This window comes from Synechococcus sp. W70.1, assembly GCF_047461515.1.
GTDB lineage: Bacteria > Cyanobacteriota > Cyanobacteriia > Thermostichales > Thermostichaceae > Thermostichus.
Genome location: NZ_JANSHH010000033.1, coordinates 1 through 16,495 on the forward strand (window position 1 = coordinate 1; position 16,495 = coordinate 16,495).

Genomic DNA, 16,495 nt, shown 5'->3' on the forward strand with positions numbered 1-16,495 from the left:
AGCCGATCCCTACTGCGGACGTCACCCGAACCCCGACCCTCAAGCCCTCCCCCACCCCAACGCCAGCACCGGCCCCCACCCCGACGCCAACACCGACACCCCCTCCCACTCCCGTGCCGACACCTACTCGAACTCCAGCCCCGACACCTACTCCCGCTCCACTGCCGACGCCTACACGAACCCCTGCACGGACACCCACTCCTGCTCCGGTGCCAACGCCTACTCGAACTCCAGCACCAACACCCACTCCCACGCCAGTGCCAACACCAACGCTTACCCCTATCCCCCGATTCACGCCGCTTGTCCCTCGTACCCCTGCCCCCACTCCAACTCTGGCCCCGACGCCCACCTCGACACCGACCCCAGCAACGCCAACACCTGCCCCAGAGCTTGCTTTGAGCGGCCAGTGGCTCTACGAGGGAGGATCCTTTATCTGGAAGGGATCGCTGTGTAAGATCAATGTTGCAACTGGCATCCAGGAAACCGTTTCCATTCAGCAAAACGGCGATCAGATTACCATTTCCTCACCCAGCTTTTCTGAGCGCAGTGGCCAGCTCATCGGCAACCAACTTTCTGTTAGCGGCAGAATAGGGGGTAGCGGTACTCCAACTGTCACGTGGAGCGGTACCGTCAGCTCTGACGGGCGCTTGATTCGCGGCACAGCCACCTGTGGCAGCGCAAGCTTTGCCATTAGGCTTACCCGCCAGAGCTAAATACCCACACCGCCTCGGTCACCGCCACCGCCGTTTTCCCTGTCGTCAGGCTTCTGCTGGATGGGAGGGGGAGGAGGAGGCGCGGCAGAGGTTTCCCCCACCACCTCGAGGGTATAGGGACCTCGGCCTGGGCTACCCGGAGCAACGGTGCGGGCATTCTGGGCCCAGTAGCTTTGCACCAGCACTAAGTAACAGCGGTCTAGCCGTACTGGGATCGTCAGCTCGGAGGTGGTGAAATCACCAGGCTTTGCGTCATCGTTGATGAAGAAGAATTCCGGATCAGTCTCCCTGTTGACATCAAGACCAGAGATGGCCAGCAGAGGGTCGAAGACTGGACTAGTTAGGCGGATAGTAACTCCTGTAACATTGGCTGCAGAAGGAAAGTAAAGGAATCCATCGACATAAAAGGTAAACGTGCCAGGGGGAGGTGGAACTTCCCGGGCATTTATGACATTGCCCCTCTCATCGAAGTAGATCTCCAAGTCGCTATTTGGCCCCAAGGTTCCACTGCGCCTTGCTCCTGGGCGCAAGCTCTTGGCCTCGAAAATCGCTGGAAAGGCTTGCTCGCAAACGTTGACCGGAGGTGGGACCGTCCCTCCAGCTCCCCCACAGCCTGCCAGGAGGACAGCCGAGGCTAGGAAGCCCCAAAAAAGCTTCAGAGGGGATCCCCAAACCTTTGATGTTGGCGCTGCCATAGATACCTCTTGCAGGATCATTAGCTTCTCCAGATTAGACTACAGCCATTTCGGCAAGCTGCAGCGAACGGATTTGGCAATCCATCGATCCCTCCCCTTGATCCTTTGAGCAGCGACATCCAGCAGGAGCGGCTCCGTTTTAGCCTAGTGCCTCCTAGGCCCATGTCGGGTAGAGTTGGCGGTAGCTATCGACGCCGTAGTGGTTAACCTATGAACAGCCCGCTGAGTAAGAATCGGGATCCCAATCTCCTGCCTTCACAACGCCCTGAGCGAGGCAGCCCAGGCTGGAGCCTTCCCCTTGGAGGTTGGGAACTCGCCTTGTTGTGCGGATCGCTGCTATTGGGAGCTTGGGGTGGCCACCTCTTGACTTGGGCCCAGGAAGCGGAACAAAAGCCAGAGCCAGAAGTCTCACCACCGGTGAGAGATATCGATCCGGCAGTGCAGATCCGAGTTCGGAACGAGCTGGTTAAGCTCTGCGGAGAAAATCGATGCGAAAGCTATCGCTTTCCAGTGCGGGTTTTGGTCAGGCCTGAAGATACTCTGGAAACTCTGCTGGAGCGGCTGGATGCGGAGATGCTGCGGGAGGTGGACCGGGTGTTTCAAACTCGGCCTGACTTGAACCGTGTCATTGTCGATGGCTATGTCTTTGTGGGCACTCCCTCTTTCGCCAGTCGGGAAGTGCTGCTGCAAACCCTGTTTGTGCCCCGTCACCGCTGGGCGGTGGGCCGCTTTGGGCCGGAGCAGGACGGAATCTTCTATGCCGAGCTGCTGGAACAGGTAACGCCCTTTTTAACTCAGCCGCCAACCCCGACCCCTCCGCCTGAGGCTGTGCCTGAAGAGCCTGTACCTCCTCTGCCTCCCACGCCAGCTCCTATAGAGACACCAACGCCTACGCCAGAGACACCAACGCCTGCGCCTCCTATGGAGACCCCAACGCCTACACCTCAAGCAACGCCAGAAGCTCCACCGCCACCAGGGGGTGTAATCGAGCGGCAACCCATCCAGCCTTGACCTGCACCTCTGGGGTTGAGACCTAAGCAAGTGGTGATCTAGGCTTCAAAGTTAGGGGATCCCTTCCCTTAGGTTGCTTGACTAGTGTGCACAGCATGGCAGGACACAGCAAATGGGCCAACATTAAGCGGCAAAAAGCCCGTGTAGATGCCAAAAAGGGCAGCCTATTTACCAAACTTTCCCGGGCCATCATCGTGGCAGCGCGCAACGGCCTGCCCGATCCTGACGCCAACTTTCGGCTGCGCTCGGCCGTGGAGAAAGCCAAAGCGGCAGGCATGCCTGCTGAGACCATCGAGCGGGCCATCGCCAAGGGATCGGGCAACTGGACCGACGACAGCCCCCTGGAGGAAATTCGCTACGAAGGCTACGGCCCTGGGGGGGTAGCTGTCTTGATCGAGGCGATGACCGACAACCGCAACCGCACGGCTGCCGAGGTGCGGGAGGCCTTCAGCAAAGTCGGCGGCAGCCTAGGGGAAAGCGGCTGCGTGAGCTGGCTGTTCCGGCAAAAAGGGGTGATTAGCCTAGAGGGGGTGACAGATCCCGAAGCTCTGCTGCTAGCGGTAGCCGAAGCAGGCGGGGAAGATCTCAAGGTAGAGGGAACCGACGCAGAAGTCTACTGCGATTACACCCTGCTGGAGCAGGTGGCCACCTACCTCAAAAAAGAAGGCTACCAGGTGCAAGAGGCGGCCATCCGCTGGATCCCCTCTACGGAGGTGCATGTGGAGGACCCCGAGACAGCCAAGCTGGTACTGACCCTCATGGAGCGGCTGGACAACTTGGATGATGTGCAAAATGTCTACGCCAACTTTGAGATCGACGAGGCATTGATGGAGAGCCTGGCCTAAAGGTTCTAGCGCAGCTTGACGGCGGTGCCGGCGGCGGTAACGAGGATCATGGTCGTGCTCATGTTGGTATGAATGCTAACGCCTAGGATGCCATTTGCTCCCAAACGTTTGGCTCGCTGCTCCAACTCTTCCAAAACCTTTTTCTGGGCATTCTCGAGAACTTCTTCATAGGCTCTTGTGCGTCCCCCAATGATGTCGCGGAGGACAGCAAGGAAGTCCCGTAGAACATTGGTGCCATAAACGACCTCGGCGGTAACAATGCCCAAGTAACGCTCAACCTCTCTGCCTTGGGGCACGTCTGTAGTGGTCAGCAGCATGGCTTGTTTCCGCGTCACCCCCTCACAAGCTAGCCAATCCTCTCCAAGGTGTAAAGCTCTCCAACCAAGTGGTGGGAGCTAGAATGAGCTACCTCTAGGGCACCGTTTTTCAGCTAGCCAATGACAGCCCTAGTTCGCGTAGTGGGGAGCTTGAATCTGGACTTGGTGGTGCAGGTACCACGCCATCCTGGGCCTGGGGAAACGGTGCTGGGATCCGACTACGCCACCTACCCTGGCGGCAAGGGGGCCAACCAAGCGGTGGCAGCGGCGCGAGCGGGAGCCCAGGTGGAGATGTGGGGGGCAGTGGGATCCGACGGCTTTGGCCGCCTGCTGAAGGAGAACCTGGAGCAGAATGGCGTCGATACCCACCACCTGCGGGAGCTGGAAGGGCCCAGCGGCATCGCTCTGATCACTGTGGATCCAGCAGGGCAAAACCGGATTGTGGTCAGCCCCGGCGCTAACGGTCGCTACACCCCCGCCCAGCTGCCTCCCTGGACGCCAGCAGCGATGGTTCTGCTGCAACTGGAAATCCCCCTGGCCACGGTGCAGGCGGTGGCAGAGCAAGCCTTTGCCCAAGGGATCCCCGTCCTGCTCAATCCAGCCCCTGTGGTGCCCCCGCCGGGATCCCTGTTGCGCCAGGTGCGCTACTTGGTGCTCAACGAAAGCGAAGCCGCTGCTCTTGCCCAGTTGCCGGTGGAGACACCCGCGCAAGCCGAAAACGTGGCCCAAGCCTTGCAACGGCAGGGGATCCCGACAGTGATCGTCACGTTGGGGGGAGCAGGCTTGGTCTGGGCCGATGGCGGAGAAAGCGGCTACCTGCCGGCCCACCCTGTGGCGGTAGTGGATACCACCGCTGCCGGCGACAGCTTCTGCGGCGCTTTGGCCGCCTGCCTAGCTACTGGCAAACCCCTGAGGGAAGCTCTACGGTTTGCCAATGCCGCTGCGGCTTTGTGCGTAACCCGCCCTGGGGCTCAGCCTAGTTTGCCGCGCCGCGCTGAGATCGAGGCGTTTCTGGCCGCTGCAGGCCCTCATCCTTAAGCACAGCTTCCTGCGCTACACGGAAAAGGCCTCTTGGCGGTGCTGCCGCAGCCGCTCCAGGCTGAGAGGGCCCTCAAGGTGTTGCCAGGGAAGGGGATCCGCCGGATCCCAGTTGCTGTGGACGTAGTAGTCCAAGGGCGGAAGCTTTCCTTTGAGCTCTTTGAAGGCGCGTCGGTAGCTGCCCAGGGAGTCGCCAAACTCCCGCGCCAACTGCAAAACCTGCGCTACTCGTCGATCCCCTCTGGAAATCAGAGCCTGAATGACCGACCAACTATAGCTTTCTGGGCGGAACTCAATCCCCAACGGACGCAGGTGTTTTTGGTACCACTGCAGCTTTTTCTCCGCCTGGGGATCTACCCCCTGCCACTGAAAGGGAGTATGGGCTTTGGGCACAAAGGTGCTGCAGCCCAAGGTCAAGCGCAGGCGGGGAGCCACCTTCTTGAGCTCCTTGAAGAGGGCAACCGTGGCCTCCAGATCAGCCTGGGTCTCTGCTGGGATCCCCACCATGCCATAGAACTTGATCCCCTTCAGGCCGCCGGCCTGGGCGTGGGCTGCCGCCGCCAAGATCTCTTCGTTGGCTAGCTTTTTGTTAATGACCCGGCGCAGCCGCTCCGAGCCACTCTCAATGGCCACGGTGATGGACTGGCTGCCGCGACGGGAGAGAACTTGCGCCAGGCGAGGCGTGACCGTGCCCGTGCGCACCGAAGCCAGACTGAGGCGCACCCGCTCAAAGCGATCCTGGGCCAGGTACTCCAGCAGCTGCTCAAATTGGGGGTGCTGGGTTACCGAGGCCCCCAAAAGGCCAATCCGCTGGGTCACCTGCAGCCCCCGCTCCACTGCTGGGATCAGATGCCCCTCCACCTCAGCAGCGCGGAAGGGCAGGGTCAGGTAGCTGGCCAGGCAAAAGCGGCACATCTCCGGACAACTGCGCACCACCTCCACCATGTAGATGTTCTCCCAGGCTGCCTTGGGGGTAACCACGGTGGAAACCGAAAGGGTGTTGCCGCGGAAGGTATGCTTGCGGATGGAGCTGGGGATCCCGTCCAGCTTGGGAATGACTTTCTCCACCGGGCCCTCGGGCTCGCGGTAGTGCACCTCGTAGAGGCTGGGCACGTAGATCCCCGGTACCTGGGCCAGCGCCTGCAGCTTTTCCGCTCGGGAGCCCTGCCGCACCTGGCGGTAGGCTTGGATCATCTGTTCCACCAGCCCTTCCCCGTCTCCCAGCAGGATGAGGTCGAAGAAGGCAGCAAAGGGCTCAGGGTTGGCCGTCAACACTGGGCCACCACCGAAAACCAAGGGATCCGCTTCCCCCCGCGCCTCGGCCTGGAGGGGGATCCCCTGTCGCTCCAGCAGATCCAGGATATGGACGTAGTCCAGCTCCCAAGACAGGGAAAAGCCCATCAGCTCTGGATCCCGCGGCAGAGGTTCGGCCAGATCTGTAAAGAGGCGGGAGACAGCCACATCTCGACGGCTGGCCAGCAGGCTCCAGATGACCTGGTAGCCGAGGCTAGTAATTCCTACTGAGTAGGTGTTGGGAAAGGCGTAGATGACCCGCACAGCGTCCGGGTCGGGTGTGGCCGGCGTGAAGAGAAGCTGCTCGAGGGCAAACTCCGAAGGGGTCAAGGCAAGACGGCAAGGAGCTCCTTTCCCAGCTTAGTCGGGTTTTGCGGGATTCACCGCGCTGCGCCGGCAAGCTCCAGGTACTTTTGCTTTACTGCCTGAATGTCTTGCCACATCAGCCACTTGGGACTGCCGGGGGTGCGGTCGGGGTTGCGCAATAGATAGGCTGGGTGAAAAATCGGCATACACCAGCGCCCCTGCCACTGGATCCACTCGCCGCGAATCTTGGTAATGCCCCGCTTATCCCCCAGAAGGGAGCGCACCGAGGTAGCGCCGGTCAACAAAATGATCCAGGGATCCACCAGGCGGATCTGCTCCAACAAGTAGGGCCGGCAGGCGTCCATCTCCTCCTGGGTGGGCACGCGGTTGTTGGGGGGACGGCACTTGACGACATTGCAAATGTAGGTGTCCCGTTCGGAATCTAGCCCCACGGAGGCCAAGATCTTATCGAGCAACTGCCCCGACTTGCCCACGAAGGGCAGCCCTTGCAGATCTTCCTGTTCCCCCGGCCCCTCGCCGATGATGAGAATCCTTGCCTTGGGGTTGCCTCGGTGCACCACCACATGGGTACGGTTGGCCGCCAACTCGCAGCGCTGGCAGACTCGGCAGTGCTGCTCCAGTTGTTCCAGATCCCGATAGGTACCGGGGGGAATGGGCACCTGGGCCGAGAGCGGGATCTGATCCCATTGGGGAAGAGTCTCCGCAGTGGGGGCAGGCGGCTCTAGGGGATCGTCAAACAGGCTGGGCTGAAGCTCCGAGGCTCTTTTCTTGGCAGCCATTGCAAGCTGGGGGGTTCCTTGTGCAGCGATCTTCGGCTGCTCCTTTGCCCTTGTCAAGCTGGGAGGCTCTTTCCCCCAAAAGGCAGCCTTTACGTCTTGTTAAACTGAGGAAACAAAAACCGGCCCCAGCCCCATAGGCCTGTATGCTGCTTCTATCCAAAGACCTGCCCAACCTCGACTATCGCCCCACCCTGCAGCGCTTCGGCGAGGACTGGCGGGATCCCCTTTCAACTCTCTTGGGCTGGGGGCGGGCTGCCGGCGCCGACTTGGTGGAGATCTTCCTGGAGCGGGTCAACTCCATCAGCTGCCTCGCGGAAGACGACGCCATCACCAGCATCACCCCTCGGCTTTCCACCGGCGCGGGGGTGCGGGTGTTTCGCGGCCTGGCTGACTGCTACGTCAGCACCAACGATCTCTCCTTTGCCGGCCTCAAAGCTGCTCTGGAAAAAGGCCTGCTGCTCATGGGCCTCACCCCCCCTGGCCCTGCCGCTTTGGTCTCTCCTGCCAACTTAGGGCTGCTCCAAGACTACGCCGAGCGTCGCAGCAAAGACGGCTGGCTCAAGGAATGCAGCCCTATTGGCGAAATGGGCGAGATCCTGCTGCGGGCCAACGCAGAGCTGAAGCGGCAAGCTCGCCACGTTCAGTCCCGCCGCACCAACTACTTCCGCGACTGGCAGGAGATCCTGGTGGCCTGCAGCGATGGCACCTTTGTGCGTGACATTCGCCTCACCCAGTCGGTCAGTTCTACCCTGCTCTGCGCCGACGGCGACCACCGGGCTTCGGTTAGTCAACGGGCGGGGGGCACTGGGGATCCCGACTTTTTGCGCCGCTGGGATCTTGTAGCCCACAGCCAGGAGCTGGCAGAGGCTGCCGGCCAGATGCTCTATGCCGACTACGTGGAATCGGGCACCTACCCCATCGTCATGTCCAACGCCTTTGGCGGCGTGATCTTCCACGAAGCCTGTGGGCATCTCTTGGAAACCACTCAGATCGAGCGCAAAACCACCCCCTTTGCTGACAAAAAAGGCCAGAAAATTGCCCACAAAAACCTCACCGCCTGGGATGAGGGGCTCTCCGAGGGGGCCTTTGGCAGCCTGGATGTGGACGACGAGGGCATGCCGGTTCAGCGCACCCTGCTCATTGAAAAAGGCATTCTGAAGAACTTCCTGGCTGACCGCGCTGGCTCCATGCGCACTGGCCACCCTCGCACCGGCAGCGGTCGCCGCCAGAACTACACCTTTGCCCCCGCCAGCCGCATGCGCAACACCTATATCGCTCCCGGCGATGCCGAACTGGACGATCTTTTTGCTTCTATTGACAAGGGCATTTACTGCAAGCGCATGGGGGGAGGTAGCGTCGGCCCCACGGGACAATTCAACTTTGCCGTTGAAGAAGCCTACCTCATCGAAAACGGCAAAATTACCAAGCCCCTCAAGGGGGCTACCCTAATCGGGGAAGCCAAGGACATCCTGACCAAGATCTCCATGTGCTCCAAGGATCTTCGCCTAGCCCCTGGCTTCTGTGGTTCTGTCAGCGGCAACATCTACGTCACCGTGGGTCAGCCCCACATCAAGGTGGACGCCATCACCGTGGGCGGGCGCTAGATCCAGGGATCCCCCATGGCCTACGACAACGTCTGCGAATACCTGGCAGAGCGCTTCCCGGAGCAGTTTGCCGGCTGGCTGGTAGGAGAAGTGGCTGCACCGGTGCAGATGCTGCCTACGGAATTGTCAGAGGAGCCCATCCGGGCAGACTCCGTGATTTTGTTGGGGCTTCAGCAGAGCATTTTGCATCTGGAATTTCAAACAGATCCAGATCCTGAAATCCCCTTTCGCATGGCTGACTACCGGCTTCGCCTCTATCGGAAATATCCCCAGCTACCGGTGCGGCAGGTGGTCATTTATCTTCGCAAAACGCGCTCGGAGAGGGTTTTCCAAACCTTTTTCCGCCTAGAAAGGCTCAGCCATGAGTTCGAGGTCATTCGCTTGTGGGAATGCAACTTGCCAGCCGGAGCCGTTCGCGTGAGCGGTGCGGAGCACATTCGCGTGAGCGGTGCGGAGCACGTTTGGCAAGCCCTGCTCCCTTTTCGCGTCTTGAGTCAGGTGGAGGATCCGGCAGAAACCTTGCGGGGAGTGGTCAGTGAGCTAGAGCGCTTGCCAGACCTCAACGAGCGACGGGAACTGGCAGCGGCAACAGCCGTTTTGGCAGGACTAGCATTGGATCGGTGCTTAATTCGACAAATCATGAGGTCTTTGGATATGAGGGAGTCGGTGATCTACCAAGAGTGGCGGGCAGAAGCTCTGCGCGAGGGCCTGGAAGCAGGGCGCAAAGAAGGTCTGCAACTGGGCCTGCAACAAGGACTGCAACAAGGATTGCAACAAGGACTGCAACAGGGATTGCAGCATGGAGAAGCAACGCTGGTTTTGCGGCTTTTGCGGCGGAAGCTGGGATCCCTTGACCCGGCTCTGGAAAACAGGATTTGGACTTTGCCAACGTCGCAACTGGAGGCGCTGGGGGAAGCGCTGCTGGATTTCAACAGCGTGGAGGACTTGACCGCCTGGCTGGCCCGTCGGTAGGGGAGAGAAGGAGTGGCGATACTGCAAGTTGAGGCCTTGGCCGAACGGGTGCAAAGCTGTGCCAAACGTTTGGGGATCCCCCAGTTTGATCTCTACGGGGCTCAAGTGGACGAAACCAGCGTGCAGGTGGATCACGGGGAACCTCGCCAGGTCAAGGCTTCCCACCGCTGCAGCGTAACGGTGCGGGCCTGGAACGACCAAGGGCAGGTGGGAGTGACCTCCACCACCGATGTCGATGAGGCGGGGTTGGAACTGGCCCTGCAGACGGCCTTTGAGGCCAGCCACTTCGGTGTGCGGGAACACGCGCCCCAATTTAGCCCAGAGGCCAAGCTGCCCATTCTCCAGCCCTGCAACGACAAAAGGCCCCTGGCGCTGGCTAGCGAGCTCCTAGAGCAACTGGTGGCTGCTGAGAAGGCTTTGCTGGGATCCCATCCCGCCATCCAGGGGGTGCCCTACAACAGCTTGGCCCAGCGACAGATCGACCGCTTTTACCTCAACAGCGACCAAGCCCTGCGCCAAGAGGGCCACACCCTGGCCTCAATTTTTCTCTACGGCAAAGCAGAACAAGAGGGCCGCAAACCCCGCAGCGCCGGCGCCATGCGGGTGGCTCGCAGCCTGGAGGAGCTGGATATTCAAGGTTGCACCAAAGAAGCTGCCGAGAAACTCATCAGCCACCTGGAGTACGAGCGGATCCCTTCTGGAAAATACACGGTGGTTTTTTCTGGGGAAGCTTTTTTAAGCCTCTTGGGAGCTTTCTCCAATCTCTTCAACGCCCAGAACATCCTCGACAACCAAAGCCTTTCCACCCCCGACTCGCTGGGCAAGCAGATTGCCTCACCTCTCCTATCGGTGTGTGATGACGCTCTCCACCCAACCAACGTAGGAGCGATCAGCTTTGACGGCGAAGGCACCCCCACCCGCCGCGTTCCCCTCATCACCAACGGTGTCCTAACCCACTTCTTGCACAGCGCCGGCACTGCCAAACGTCTGGGGGCCCAGCCCACCGGCCATGCCAACATCGGCGCCAAAGTGACGGTTGCCGCCCACTACTATCACGTGTTTGCTGGGGTGCCGTCAGAGAGCACCTACAACCTGGCCACGGCTGAGAACGTGGTCTGGATTGACGAGTTGCAGGCCCTCCATGCTGGAGTTAAGCCTCTACAGGGATCCTTCTCCCTACCCTTTCAGGGCTGGTGGGTGCGCCAGGGAGAGCGCATCAGCATCGAGGCGGCCACAGTAGCCGGGGACTTTCTGGAGCTGTTGAAGTCGATTTTCTACGTCGAGCCGGAGCCACAAGTCACTCCTACTGGCCTGTGTCCCCGCATTTGGGTAGCTGACCTCTCCATCACCGGCCAATAGCTCCATGAACCTCACCCGCCTCGACCTCAACAGTTGGCTCATCCAGACCCAGAGGCAGACCTTCCTCCTGGATCCGTGGCTGGTGGATCCTTTGGTCTTCTTTGGCCTGCCCTGGTTCCTCCGCCTGGAGCACCGCCAGCCGCCCCCCTTTACCCCGGAGACTCTGCCCAGAATCGACGGGATCCTCCTCAGCCAGGGCCAGCCGGATCACTGCCACCCGCCTACCTTGCGAAGGTTGGACAAGCAGATCCCGGTTTTGGCTTCACCGGCTGCAGCTAGGGTAGTGAAGCGTCTGGGATTTGCAGCGGTTCAAGCTCTGGATCCCTGGCAGGGGGTGCAGTGGGGGGATCTGCGCATCACAGCAGTTCCCGGCGCGCCTTTGGGGCCGGTGCGGGAGCTGGGCTTTTTGCTGGAAGAGCTATCCACCCAGACGCGGCTTTACTATGAGCCTCATCTTTCCCAACCCGATGCCCGCCCGCGGCTACAGCAGGAGTTTTCCCCCATCCACACCCTGCTGATCCCAGTGGTGGGGCAGATCTTCCCCCTCTTGGGCGAAGTGATCATGGGGCCGGAGCGAGCCCTGCAGGTGGTGGCAGCCCTGCGCCCGCAGCAGGTGATCCCGACGGCGATGGGAGAGGTGAACTACCAGGGCTGGTTTGCCGCCCAGATCCGCTCTCTGGGGAGCCTAGAGGAGTTTCGGGAAAAGCTGGGATCCCTGAACGCTGCCACCGGCCGATCAATCCGACTATGCTGCCCTGCTCCTGGGGAAACGGTGTCTCTTTCTGTTGCAGCCAAGGCATGAGCATTCCTTCCCAAGTCCCGCCTGGCCCTGATCTGGTGGCTATTTGGCGGGCAGATTACGCTCGCTTTCCCAAAAATCAAACTTACTCAACTTACGATCCCCAAGTTTACTTCCGGGATCCCCTCAACGAGTTTTGCGGCCTGGATCGCTATCGAGCCATGATCGACAGCCTGGGGCGGTGGCTGCAAGATATCCATCTCGAGCTGCACGACATCCAACCGGTCGGCGCTACATCAGCACCGGGTGGACGCTGAGGGGATCCCTGTCTTTTTTGCCCTGGCGTCCCCGCCTGTGCACCCCTAACTAGACAGCAATGCAATTCAACGCCACCCTCAATCCCTAGCGCTGCTCTCACTGGCAGGTACTGCTGCAAGCTTTAGAGGGCGGGGAGTTTCTTTGCTAGAATTAGAAAGCTCACTTTTCGGCGCTGCTGAAAAGTAGTTGCATAGGTGCACTGGAGAGATGGCCGAGTGGTCGAAGGCGCAGCACTGGAAATGCTGTGTGGGGCAACTCACCGTGGGTTCGAATCCCACTCTCTCCGTTACCACGTAGTCCGATGACATCCACCCAGATAGCAGGCCCTTGTCTAGAAGGGCTTCCGGGCTTTTCAGTGTCCAAGATAGACTGACAAAATCCACCGTAATCCGGGCTAAAGTGGGACATGGCGAGGGACACAAAAGCCAGGGCGGGACATGGCTCTGTCGGAGGTAGTCATCAGGAATGCCAAACCCAAGGACAAGCCCTACCAGTTGCCGGACAAAAGAAGGCTGTACTTGGAGGTGAAGCCCAACGGGTCGAAGCTCTAGCGGTTTCGCTACCGCTTCCGAGGCCAGGAGAGAGGGCCCAGCCTTGGTGAGTACCCGGTACATCAGTCTGAGAGAGGCCCGCAGCATCCACTTCACCATGCGGCAGCAGCTAGCTCATGGCCAAGATCCAAAACTGGTACGGCAGGCCCAGCAGTTGGCTGCTGCCAACACGTTTGCTTTGGTGGCCGAAGAATGGCTGCAAATCAATCGGGAGAAGTGGGTTCCTAGCCATACTAAGACCATCCGGCAGCGTTTGAACAAAAACATTCTGCCCTGGCTGGGATCCCGCCCGATAGGAATCATCACCCCCTCGGAAATCCTGGAAGCTATCCGACGAATTGAGGCCAGAGGAGCCCACGAGACGGCCCGCCGCTGCCTCAGCCCGCTCGAACCTCAGGCCCATGAGCAACATGGCCATGCTGGCGGCCTTGCGATCCCTAGGGATCACCCAAGCGGAGATGACCTGCCACGGCTGGAGAGCTACAGCCCGTACCTTGTTGGATGAGGTCTTGGGCTACCTGCCCCATTTGATCGAGCACCAACTAGGACACACGGTCAGGGATCCCCTAGAAAAAGCACCGTCGCTGTGCTTTTTTGATGAGCGCTTTTCGTGTATCTTGAGGTTAGCCTCAGGGTTTGTCTTGGAGTTTCCCTGGGGTGAGCTGGGCAGCTCCTACCAAGGAGGTGGACGCTGGCAAGGTTTTGTATTTGCAAGGAGATCTGCTATGGCTTCCCGCAACTCAAAACCTCGCCTTCGTCACCCGCTAGCCCCCCTGATTTTGGCTTCCTCCCTAGCGGGAGGCGTGGCTGCTTGTTCCCTTACTTCTGATCCCCCGGCTGTTACTCAGGTTCCACCGACAATTTCTGCTCAGGTGCCGGAAATAGCGGAGCGGGGTTCTGAGAGCATTGCCTTCTACTACGACGGGGTAAAGACCTCGGTCACTGCCAAGGATGCAGCGGTGCTCTTTGCCGTCTGCACCCTCAACACCAGTGACCCCGCGAGGATTGTTAACTTCGTCAATAACACGCTCAAAGTGCCGATTACGGCTAGTGATGTTACTAGGCTGGGTGACCCGCGCAGTCCGGCCATCTCTGACTTCACGGGCGACGGCAGAGTTGACTGCAGCGATGCAGCGGTGCTGTTTGCCGTAGCCACGAGGGGGAGAGATGCGGCCAGGGTTAACGAATTTGTGTCCGGCACCCTGAAGGTTCAGGGGGTAAGTGTTACTCAAACTCGGTTGGATAGCTTTTTCAGCCCAGCCCCGGCACCGACGCCCACCCCGCCTGTAACGCCCACACCCACTCCGGCTCCGACGCCGACAGCGAGGCCGACTCCGACACCGGTGACTTTTCAGCTTGCTAGCTCTGCTTTTGCCCCCTCAGAACCCATCCCCTCCCGCTACACTTGTGAAGGGGAAGACCTTTCTCCCCCCTTGACCTGGTCGGGGGCACCTGTAGGAACCCGAAGCTTTGCCTTGATCATGGAAGACCCAGACGCGCCTGGAGGCACCTTTGTCCATTGGGTAGTCTACAACTTGCCTGCCAGGGTCACGAGTCTGCCAGAAGGGATCCGCTCCGACAGCGATCTCCCCCAGGGGGCCGTCCATGGGCGAAATAGTTTCGGTCGGAACAACTATGGCGGCCCTTGCCCTCCCAGGGGCCCTCACCGCTACTTCTTCACCCTCTACGCCCTGGACAGGCAGCTAGCCTTAGCTCCAGGAGCCACCAAAGAGGCCTTGCTACGGGCCATGGAAGGCCACATCCTCGCCCAGGCGCAGCTGATGGGCACCTATCAAAGGAGGGGAAGCTCGGGGTAGGCCCCCCATCCCTGCGTAGATCTTAGACTGAGGAGATCCCACAGCTCTTCTCTCCACACCACCGAGCCAGCCACTGCTTTTCTACCCAAAACGGGGATCCCTACCTGGGCCGGCAACTGCCAGACCAAGGCAGGCTCTAGTCGGGAGGAGAGGGCTGGTGCCGCTTCCAGGAGCACCCACCCTAGGCAGTCGGCCTTGGTTTGCCGCAGCAAAGCTGCAAAGGCGGCTGCTTGGCTAAGGGCAGCTTCTTCAGGCAGCGTCAGAAGTACCTTGAACCCCCACGCAGCAGCTAGGTCAGCCCAGGTTTGGCCAGGCCCCAGAGGGTCGGCAAGGCTTCCGGGCACCACCAGCAGCGGGGCCTTCTCTCCCTCCCAAGCAACCATCTGCCGCCAGAGGGTTCTAAGCTGGGCTTCGGAAGGTCTGGGATCCACCTCGAGCAGGCCCCAAGGAGCTTGCACCGCCTGCTGCCAGGCCTCTGCCACTCCTAGTGCTGCCCGACTTCCAGGCCAGGTGTCTGCCACCATCACTCTCATGGTTCCCCTGTCTCGGCTTCCCAGAGGCTGAGAAACTCGGGTTGCACCTCAAAGCCGAACACCAAGGCCATGTCGCGCAGCATCGAGACCGATCCCAGTTTCTGCTGCTTAAACCAGCGCATCAGCACAAAAATCTTCTGGTAGACGAAGATCTCCAATGCCTCCGGGTTGTAGACGATCCCTTCGCGGGGGTTGAATTGGTGAGGCACCAGCATGGCGGCGTAACGGGCCAGCTCACCACTGCGCCAGTCGAGAAAGTAGGGCATCCAGGGGTAAACCGTGTCCCAGCGGATGAACCACAGGCGCACTTCTGGGATCTCCGAGAGCTCGCGCGGATCGTCGGGGCTGCGCGGCCAATCGATGGCGCACTGAACCTGCTGAGCGGCGCCAACGGGATCCGCCATCAAGGTTTTCACCAACTCATGGCCCGGCGTTAAATCCAGGGTTTGAATGGCTTTGGCCGGCAAGTAGAAGGTAATCGGCACGACGACAAGCAGTTACCTTAACGTCTTAAGTCCTGGCCAGGGATGTGGATAGCATCAACCCCTTGCAGCTTATCTCAGTTCTGGGCTATTCACCTCTGCCAGCGGGATCCCCAGCCGAGTTAGGTCGAGGACAAAGCCTGCCGCCACCAGGAACACCTGGTCTGCCAGCGGGGCCAGCTTCTGAGTGAGCTCCCCCATCCGATCGCGAAACTGACGCCCCAGCGGATAGGCAGGCACCACTCCCCAGCCTACTTCTTCAGAAACCAGGATCACTTTTCCTCGGCAGCCTTGCAACGCTCTCAAGAAGGATTGCGCCAAGGGATCCCATTCCCCAGGCGAGCAGTCCAAGCTCTGGGCCACCCAGCCCCCCAGCGAATCCACTAGGGCACAGCAGGGCTGAGGTAGCTGCTGCAGTTCGGCGCCCAGGTCAGGCCCCGTTTCCCAGGTTTGCCAGGTGGGAGGACGCCGCTGCCGATGCTGTCGAACCCGCTCCGCCCACTCTGGGTCAGTCTCAGGATCCGGCTTGGGCCCCGTGGCCAGGTAGAAGACCGGCAGTCCGGAAGCGGCAGCTAGGCTCTCCGCCAGCCGACTTTTGCCGCAGCGGGCAGGGCCGCAGATAAGTACAATCGCCATCAGGCAGGAGGAGGGAAGTCCATTGCCTTAGCTTAGCGGTTGAAAACCCCTGCGCGGAGCTCGGGCACATTCTCTGGATCTGTGAGTTTGGAGCTAGGATAAAGCTCAATTAGGAGCAGTTTTACAAGAGGCATGACGGATCCCAAGCCAGCATCTTCCCCTGGCCAAAGTGCTGCTTCAGCTGCCTCGCCAACCTTTCCTCCCCTTTGGCTGAGCCTGGCGTTGGGGATCACCACCGCGCCGGTTTTGTTGGGCTTGGTCTTGGCGGATCGGGCGGGGAAATGGCTGGGATCTCTGAACTGGGAGGATCCGGGCTGGTGGTTGGGGGAACGGCTGCCCAACCTCGACAGCGCCTCTCTCGGCTGCCAGGCGCAAGAGCACCCTGATTCTGAGCCGGTGAAGTAGCTGGCCTGTTGCCTGCATATCATCATAGGTAGAACAGGTTCCTAGCAGGAGTGAGCAGTCT

General features: G+C 60.2%; 20 protein-coding genes and 1 tRNA gene. 13 read left to right on the forward strand and 8 right to left on the reverse strand.

Annotation, left to right across the window (positions count from 1 at the left end; translation table 11 throughout):
• Nucleotides 1–454, forward strand: a 454-nt coding sequence (locus NW808_RS09025) for a hypothetical protein (RefSeq protein ID WP_414420967.1), incomplete at its 5' end; no start/stop codon positions are given.
• A 54-nt stretch (nucleotides 455–508) separates the two neighbouring features.
• Here NW808_RS09025 and NW808_RS09030 read toward each other — a convergent pair.
• Nucleotides 509–691, reverse strand: coding sequence for a hypothetical protein (locus NW808_RS09030; RefSeq protein ID WP_414420968.1), 183 nt, complete (start codon nucleotides 689–691; stop codon nucleotides 509–511).
• Nucleotides 692–709: 18 nt separating this feature from the next.
• Nucleotides 710–1,213, reverse strand: coding sequence for a hypothetical protein (locus NW808_RS09035; protein ID WP_414420969.1), 504 nt, complete (start codon nucleotides 1,211–1,213; stop codon nucleotides 710–712).
• Between the two features lie 558 nt (nucleotides 1,214–1,771).
• On the opposite strand from NW808_RS09035, the gene NW808_RS09040 reads away from it, so the two are divergent.
• Nucleotides 1,772–2,419: a hypothetical protein gene (locus NW808_RS09040; RefSeq protein WP_414420970.1), complete on the forward strand. Its 648-nt coding sequence runs from the start codon at nucleotides 1,772–1,774 to the stop codon at nucleotides 2,417–2,419.
• 95 nt (nucleotides 2,420–2,514) lie between these two features.
• Nucleotides 2,515–3,264, forward strand: coding sequence for a YebC/PmpR family DNA-binding transcriptional regulator (locus NW808_RS09045; protein WP_414420971.1), 750 nt, complete (start codon nucleotides 2,515–2,517; stop codon nucleotides 3,262–3,264).
• A gap of 5 nt (nucleotides 3,265–3,269) precedes the next feature.
• Here the strand turns inward: NW808_RS09045 and NW808_RS09050 are convergent, their stop codons facing one another.
• Nucleotides 3,270–3,581 (reverse strand): YbjQ family protein, encoded by a 312-nt coding sequence (locus tag NW808_RS09050; RefSeq protein ID WP_414409973.1) that lies wholly within the window; start codon nucleotides 3,579–3,581, stop codon nucleotides 3,270–3,272.
• Between the two features lie 120 nt (nucleotides 3,582–3,701).
• On the opposite strand from NW808_RS09050, the gene rbsK reads away from it, so the two are divergent.
• A complete protein-coding gene (gene rbsK, locus NW808_RS09055; protein ID WP_414420972.1) occupies nucleotides 3,702–4,619 on the forward strand; it encodes a ribokinase in 918 nt (305 codons plus the stop codon).
• Between the two features lie 15 nt (nucleotides 4,620–4,634).
• Here rbsK and NW808_RS09060 read toward each other — a convergent pair whose 3' ends face one another.
• Nucleotides 4,635–6,242 carry a B12-binding domain-containing radical SAM protein gene (locus NW808_RS09060; RefSeq protein ID WP_414420973.1) on the reverse strand — a complete coding sequence of 536 codons (1,608 nt, stop codon included), beginning with the start codon at nucleotides 6,240–6,242 and terminating at the stop codon, nucleotides 4,635–4,637.
• Between the two features lie 50 nt (nucleotides 6,243–6,292).
• Nucleotides 6,293–6,898, reverse strand: a complete 606-nt coding sequence (locus NW808_RS09065; RefSeq protein WP_414394814.1) for a uracil-DNA glycosylase — start codon at nucleotides 6,896–6,898, stop codon at nucleotides 6,293–6,295.
• 263 nt (nucleotides 6,899–7,161) lie between these two features.
• On the opposite strand from NW808_RS09065, the gene NW808_RS09070 reads away from it, so the two are divergent.
• From NW808_RS09070 to NW808_RS09105, 8 genes are all read left to right on the forward strand, one after another.
• Nucleotides 7,162–8,622: a TldD/PmbA family protein gene (locus tag NW808_RS09070; RefSeq protein WP_414394609.1), complete on the forward strand. Its 1,461-nt coding sequence runs from the start codon at nucleotides 7,162–7,164 to the stop codon at nucleotides 8,620–8,622.
• Between the two features lie 15 nt (nucleotides 8,623–8,637).
• Nucleotides 8,638–9,594: a DUF4351 domain-containing protein gene (locus NW808_RS09075; RefSeq protein WP_414420974.1), complete on the forward strand. Its 957-nt coding sequence runs from the start codon at nucleotides 8,638–8,640 to the stop codon at nucleotides 9,592–9,594.
• Nucleotides 9,595–9,612: 18 nt separating this feature from the next.
• Nucleotides 9,613–10,953 carry a TldD/PmbA family protein gene (locus tag NW808_RS09080; protein WP_414421058.1) on the forward strand — a complete coding sequence of 447 codons (1,341 nt, stop codon included), beginning with the start codon at nucleotides 9,613–9,615 and terminating at the stop codon, nucleotides 10,951–10,953.
• A gap of 4 nt (nucleotides 10,954–10,957) precedes the next feature.
• Nucleotides 10,958–11,755, forward strand: coding sequence for an MBL fold metallo-hydrolase (locus NW808_RS09085; RefSeq protein WP_414420975.1), 798 nt, complete (start codon nucleotides 10,958–10,960; stop codon nucleotides 11,753–11,755).
• Entirely contained in the window at nucleotides 11,752–12,009 is a 258-nt protein-coding gene (locus NW808_RS09090) for a DUF2358 domain-containing protein (RefSeq protein WP_414420976.1), read from the forward strand. Before NW808_RS09085 ends, NW808_RS09090 begins: the two co-directional genes overlap by 4 nt.
• 202 nt (nucleotides 12,010–12,211) lie before the next feature.
• Nucleotides 12,212–12,296: transfer RNA gene (locus NW808_RS09095), tRNA-Ser, on the forward strand.
• 311 nt (nucleotides 12,297–12,607) lie between these two features.
• Entirely contained in the window at nucleotides 12,608–13,066 is a 459-nt protein-coding gene (locus tag NW808_RS09100) for a tyrosine-type recombinase/integrase (protein ID WP_414421059.1), read from the forward strand.
• Nucleotides 12,963–14,378 carry a YbhB/YbcL family Raf kinase inhibitor-like protein gene (locus tag NW808_RS09105; protein ID WP_414420977.1) on the forward strand — a complete coding sequence of 472 codons (1,416 nt, stop codon included), beginning with the start codon at nucleotides 12,963–12,965 and terminating at the stop codon, nucleotides 14,376–14,378. The genes NW808_RS09100 and NW808_RS09105 overlap by 104 nt, the downstream gene beginning before the upstream one ends.
• Here the strand turns inward: NW808_RS09105 and NW808_RS09110 are convergent.
• The 3 genes from NW808_RS09110 to cobU all read right to left on the reverse strand — a co-directional run bounded on the left by NW808_RS09110 (nucleotide 14,354) and on the right by cobU (nucleotide 16,029).
• Nucleotides 14,354–14,911, reverse strand: coding sequence for a hypothetical protein (locus tag NW808_RS09110; protein ID WP_414420978.1), 558 nt, complete (start codon nucleotides 14,909–14,911; stop codon nucleotides 14,354–14,356). The two genes, NW808_RS09105 and NW808_RS09110, sit on opposite strands and share 25 nt — an antisense overlap.
• On the reverse strand, nucleotides 14,908–15,396 hold the full coding sequence (locus NW808_RS09115; protein WP_414394621.1) for a CRR6 family NdhI maturation factor: 489 nt from the start codon (nucleotides 15,394–15,396) through the stop codon (nucleotides 14,908–14,910). Before NW808_RS09115 ends, NW808_RS09110 begins: the two co-directional genes overlap by 4 nt.
• Nucleotides 15,397–15,465: 69 nt before the next feature.
• Nucleotides 15,466–16,029 carry a bifunctional adenosylcobinamide kinase/adenosylcobinamide-phosphate guanylyltransferase gene (cobU, locus tag NW808_RS09120; RefSeq protein ID WP_414420979.1) on the reverse strand — a complete coding sequence of 188 codons (564 nt, stop codon included), beginning with the start codon at nucleotides 16,027–16,029 and terminating at the stop codon, nucleotides 15,466–15,468.
• Between the two features lie 132 nt (nucleotides 16,030–16,161).
• Between cobU and NW808_RS09125 the strand changes: the two genes are divergently transcribed.
• On the forward strand, nucleotides 16,162–16,434 hold the full coding sequence (locus NW808_RS09125) for a hypothetical protein (protein ID WP_414420980.1): 273 nt from the start codon (nucleotides 16,162–16,164) through the stop codon (nucleotides 16,432–16,434).
• The last annotated feature ends 61 nt before the right edge of the window (nucleotides 16,435–16,495 follow it).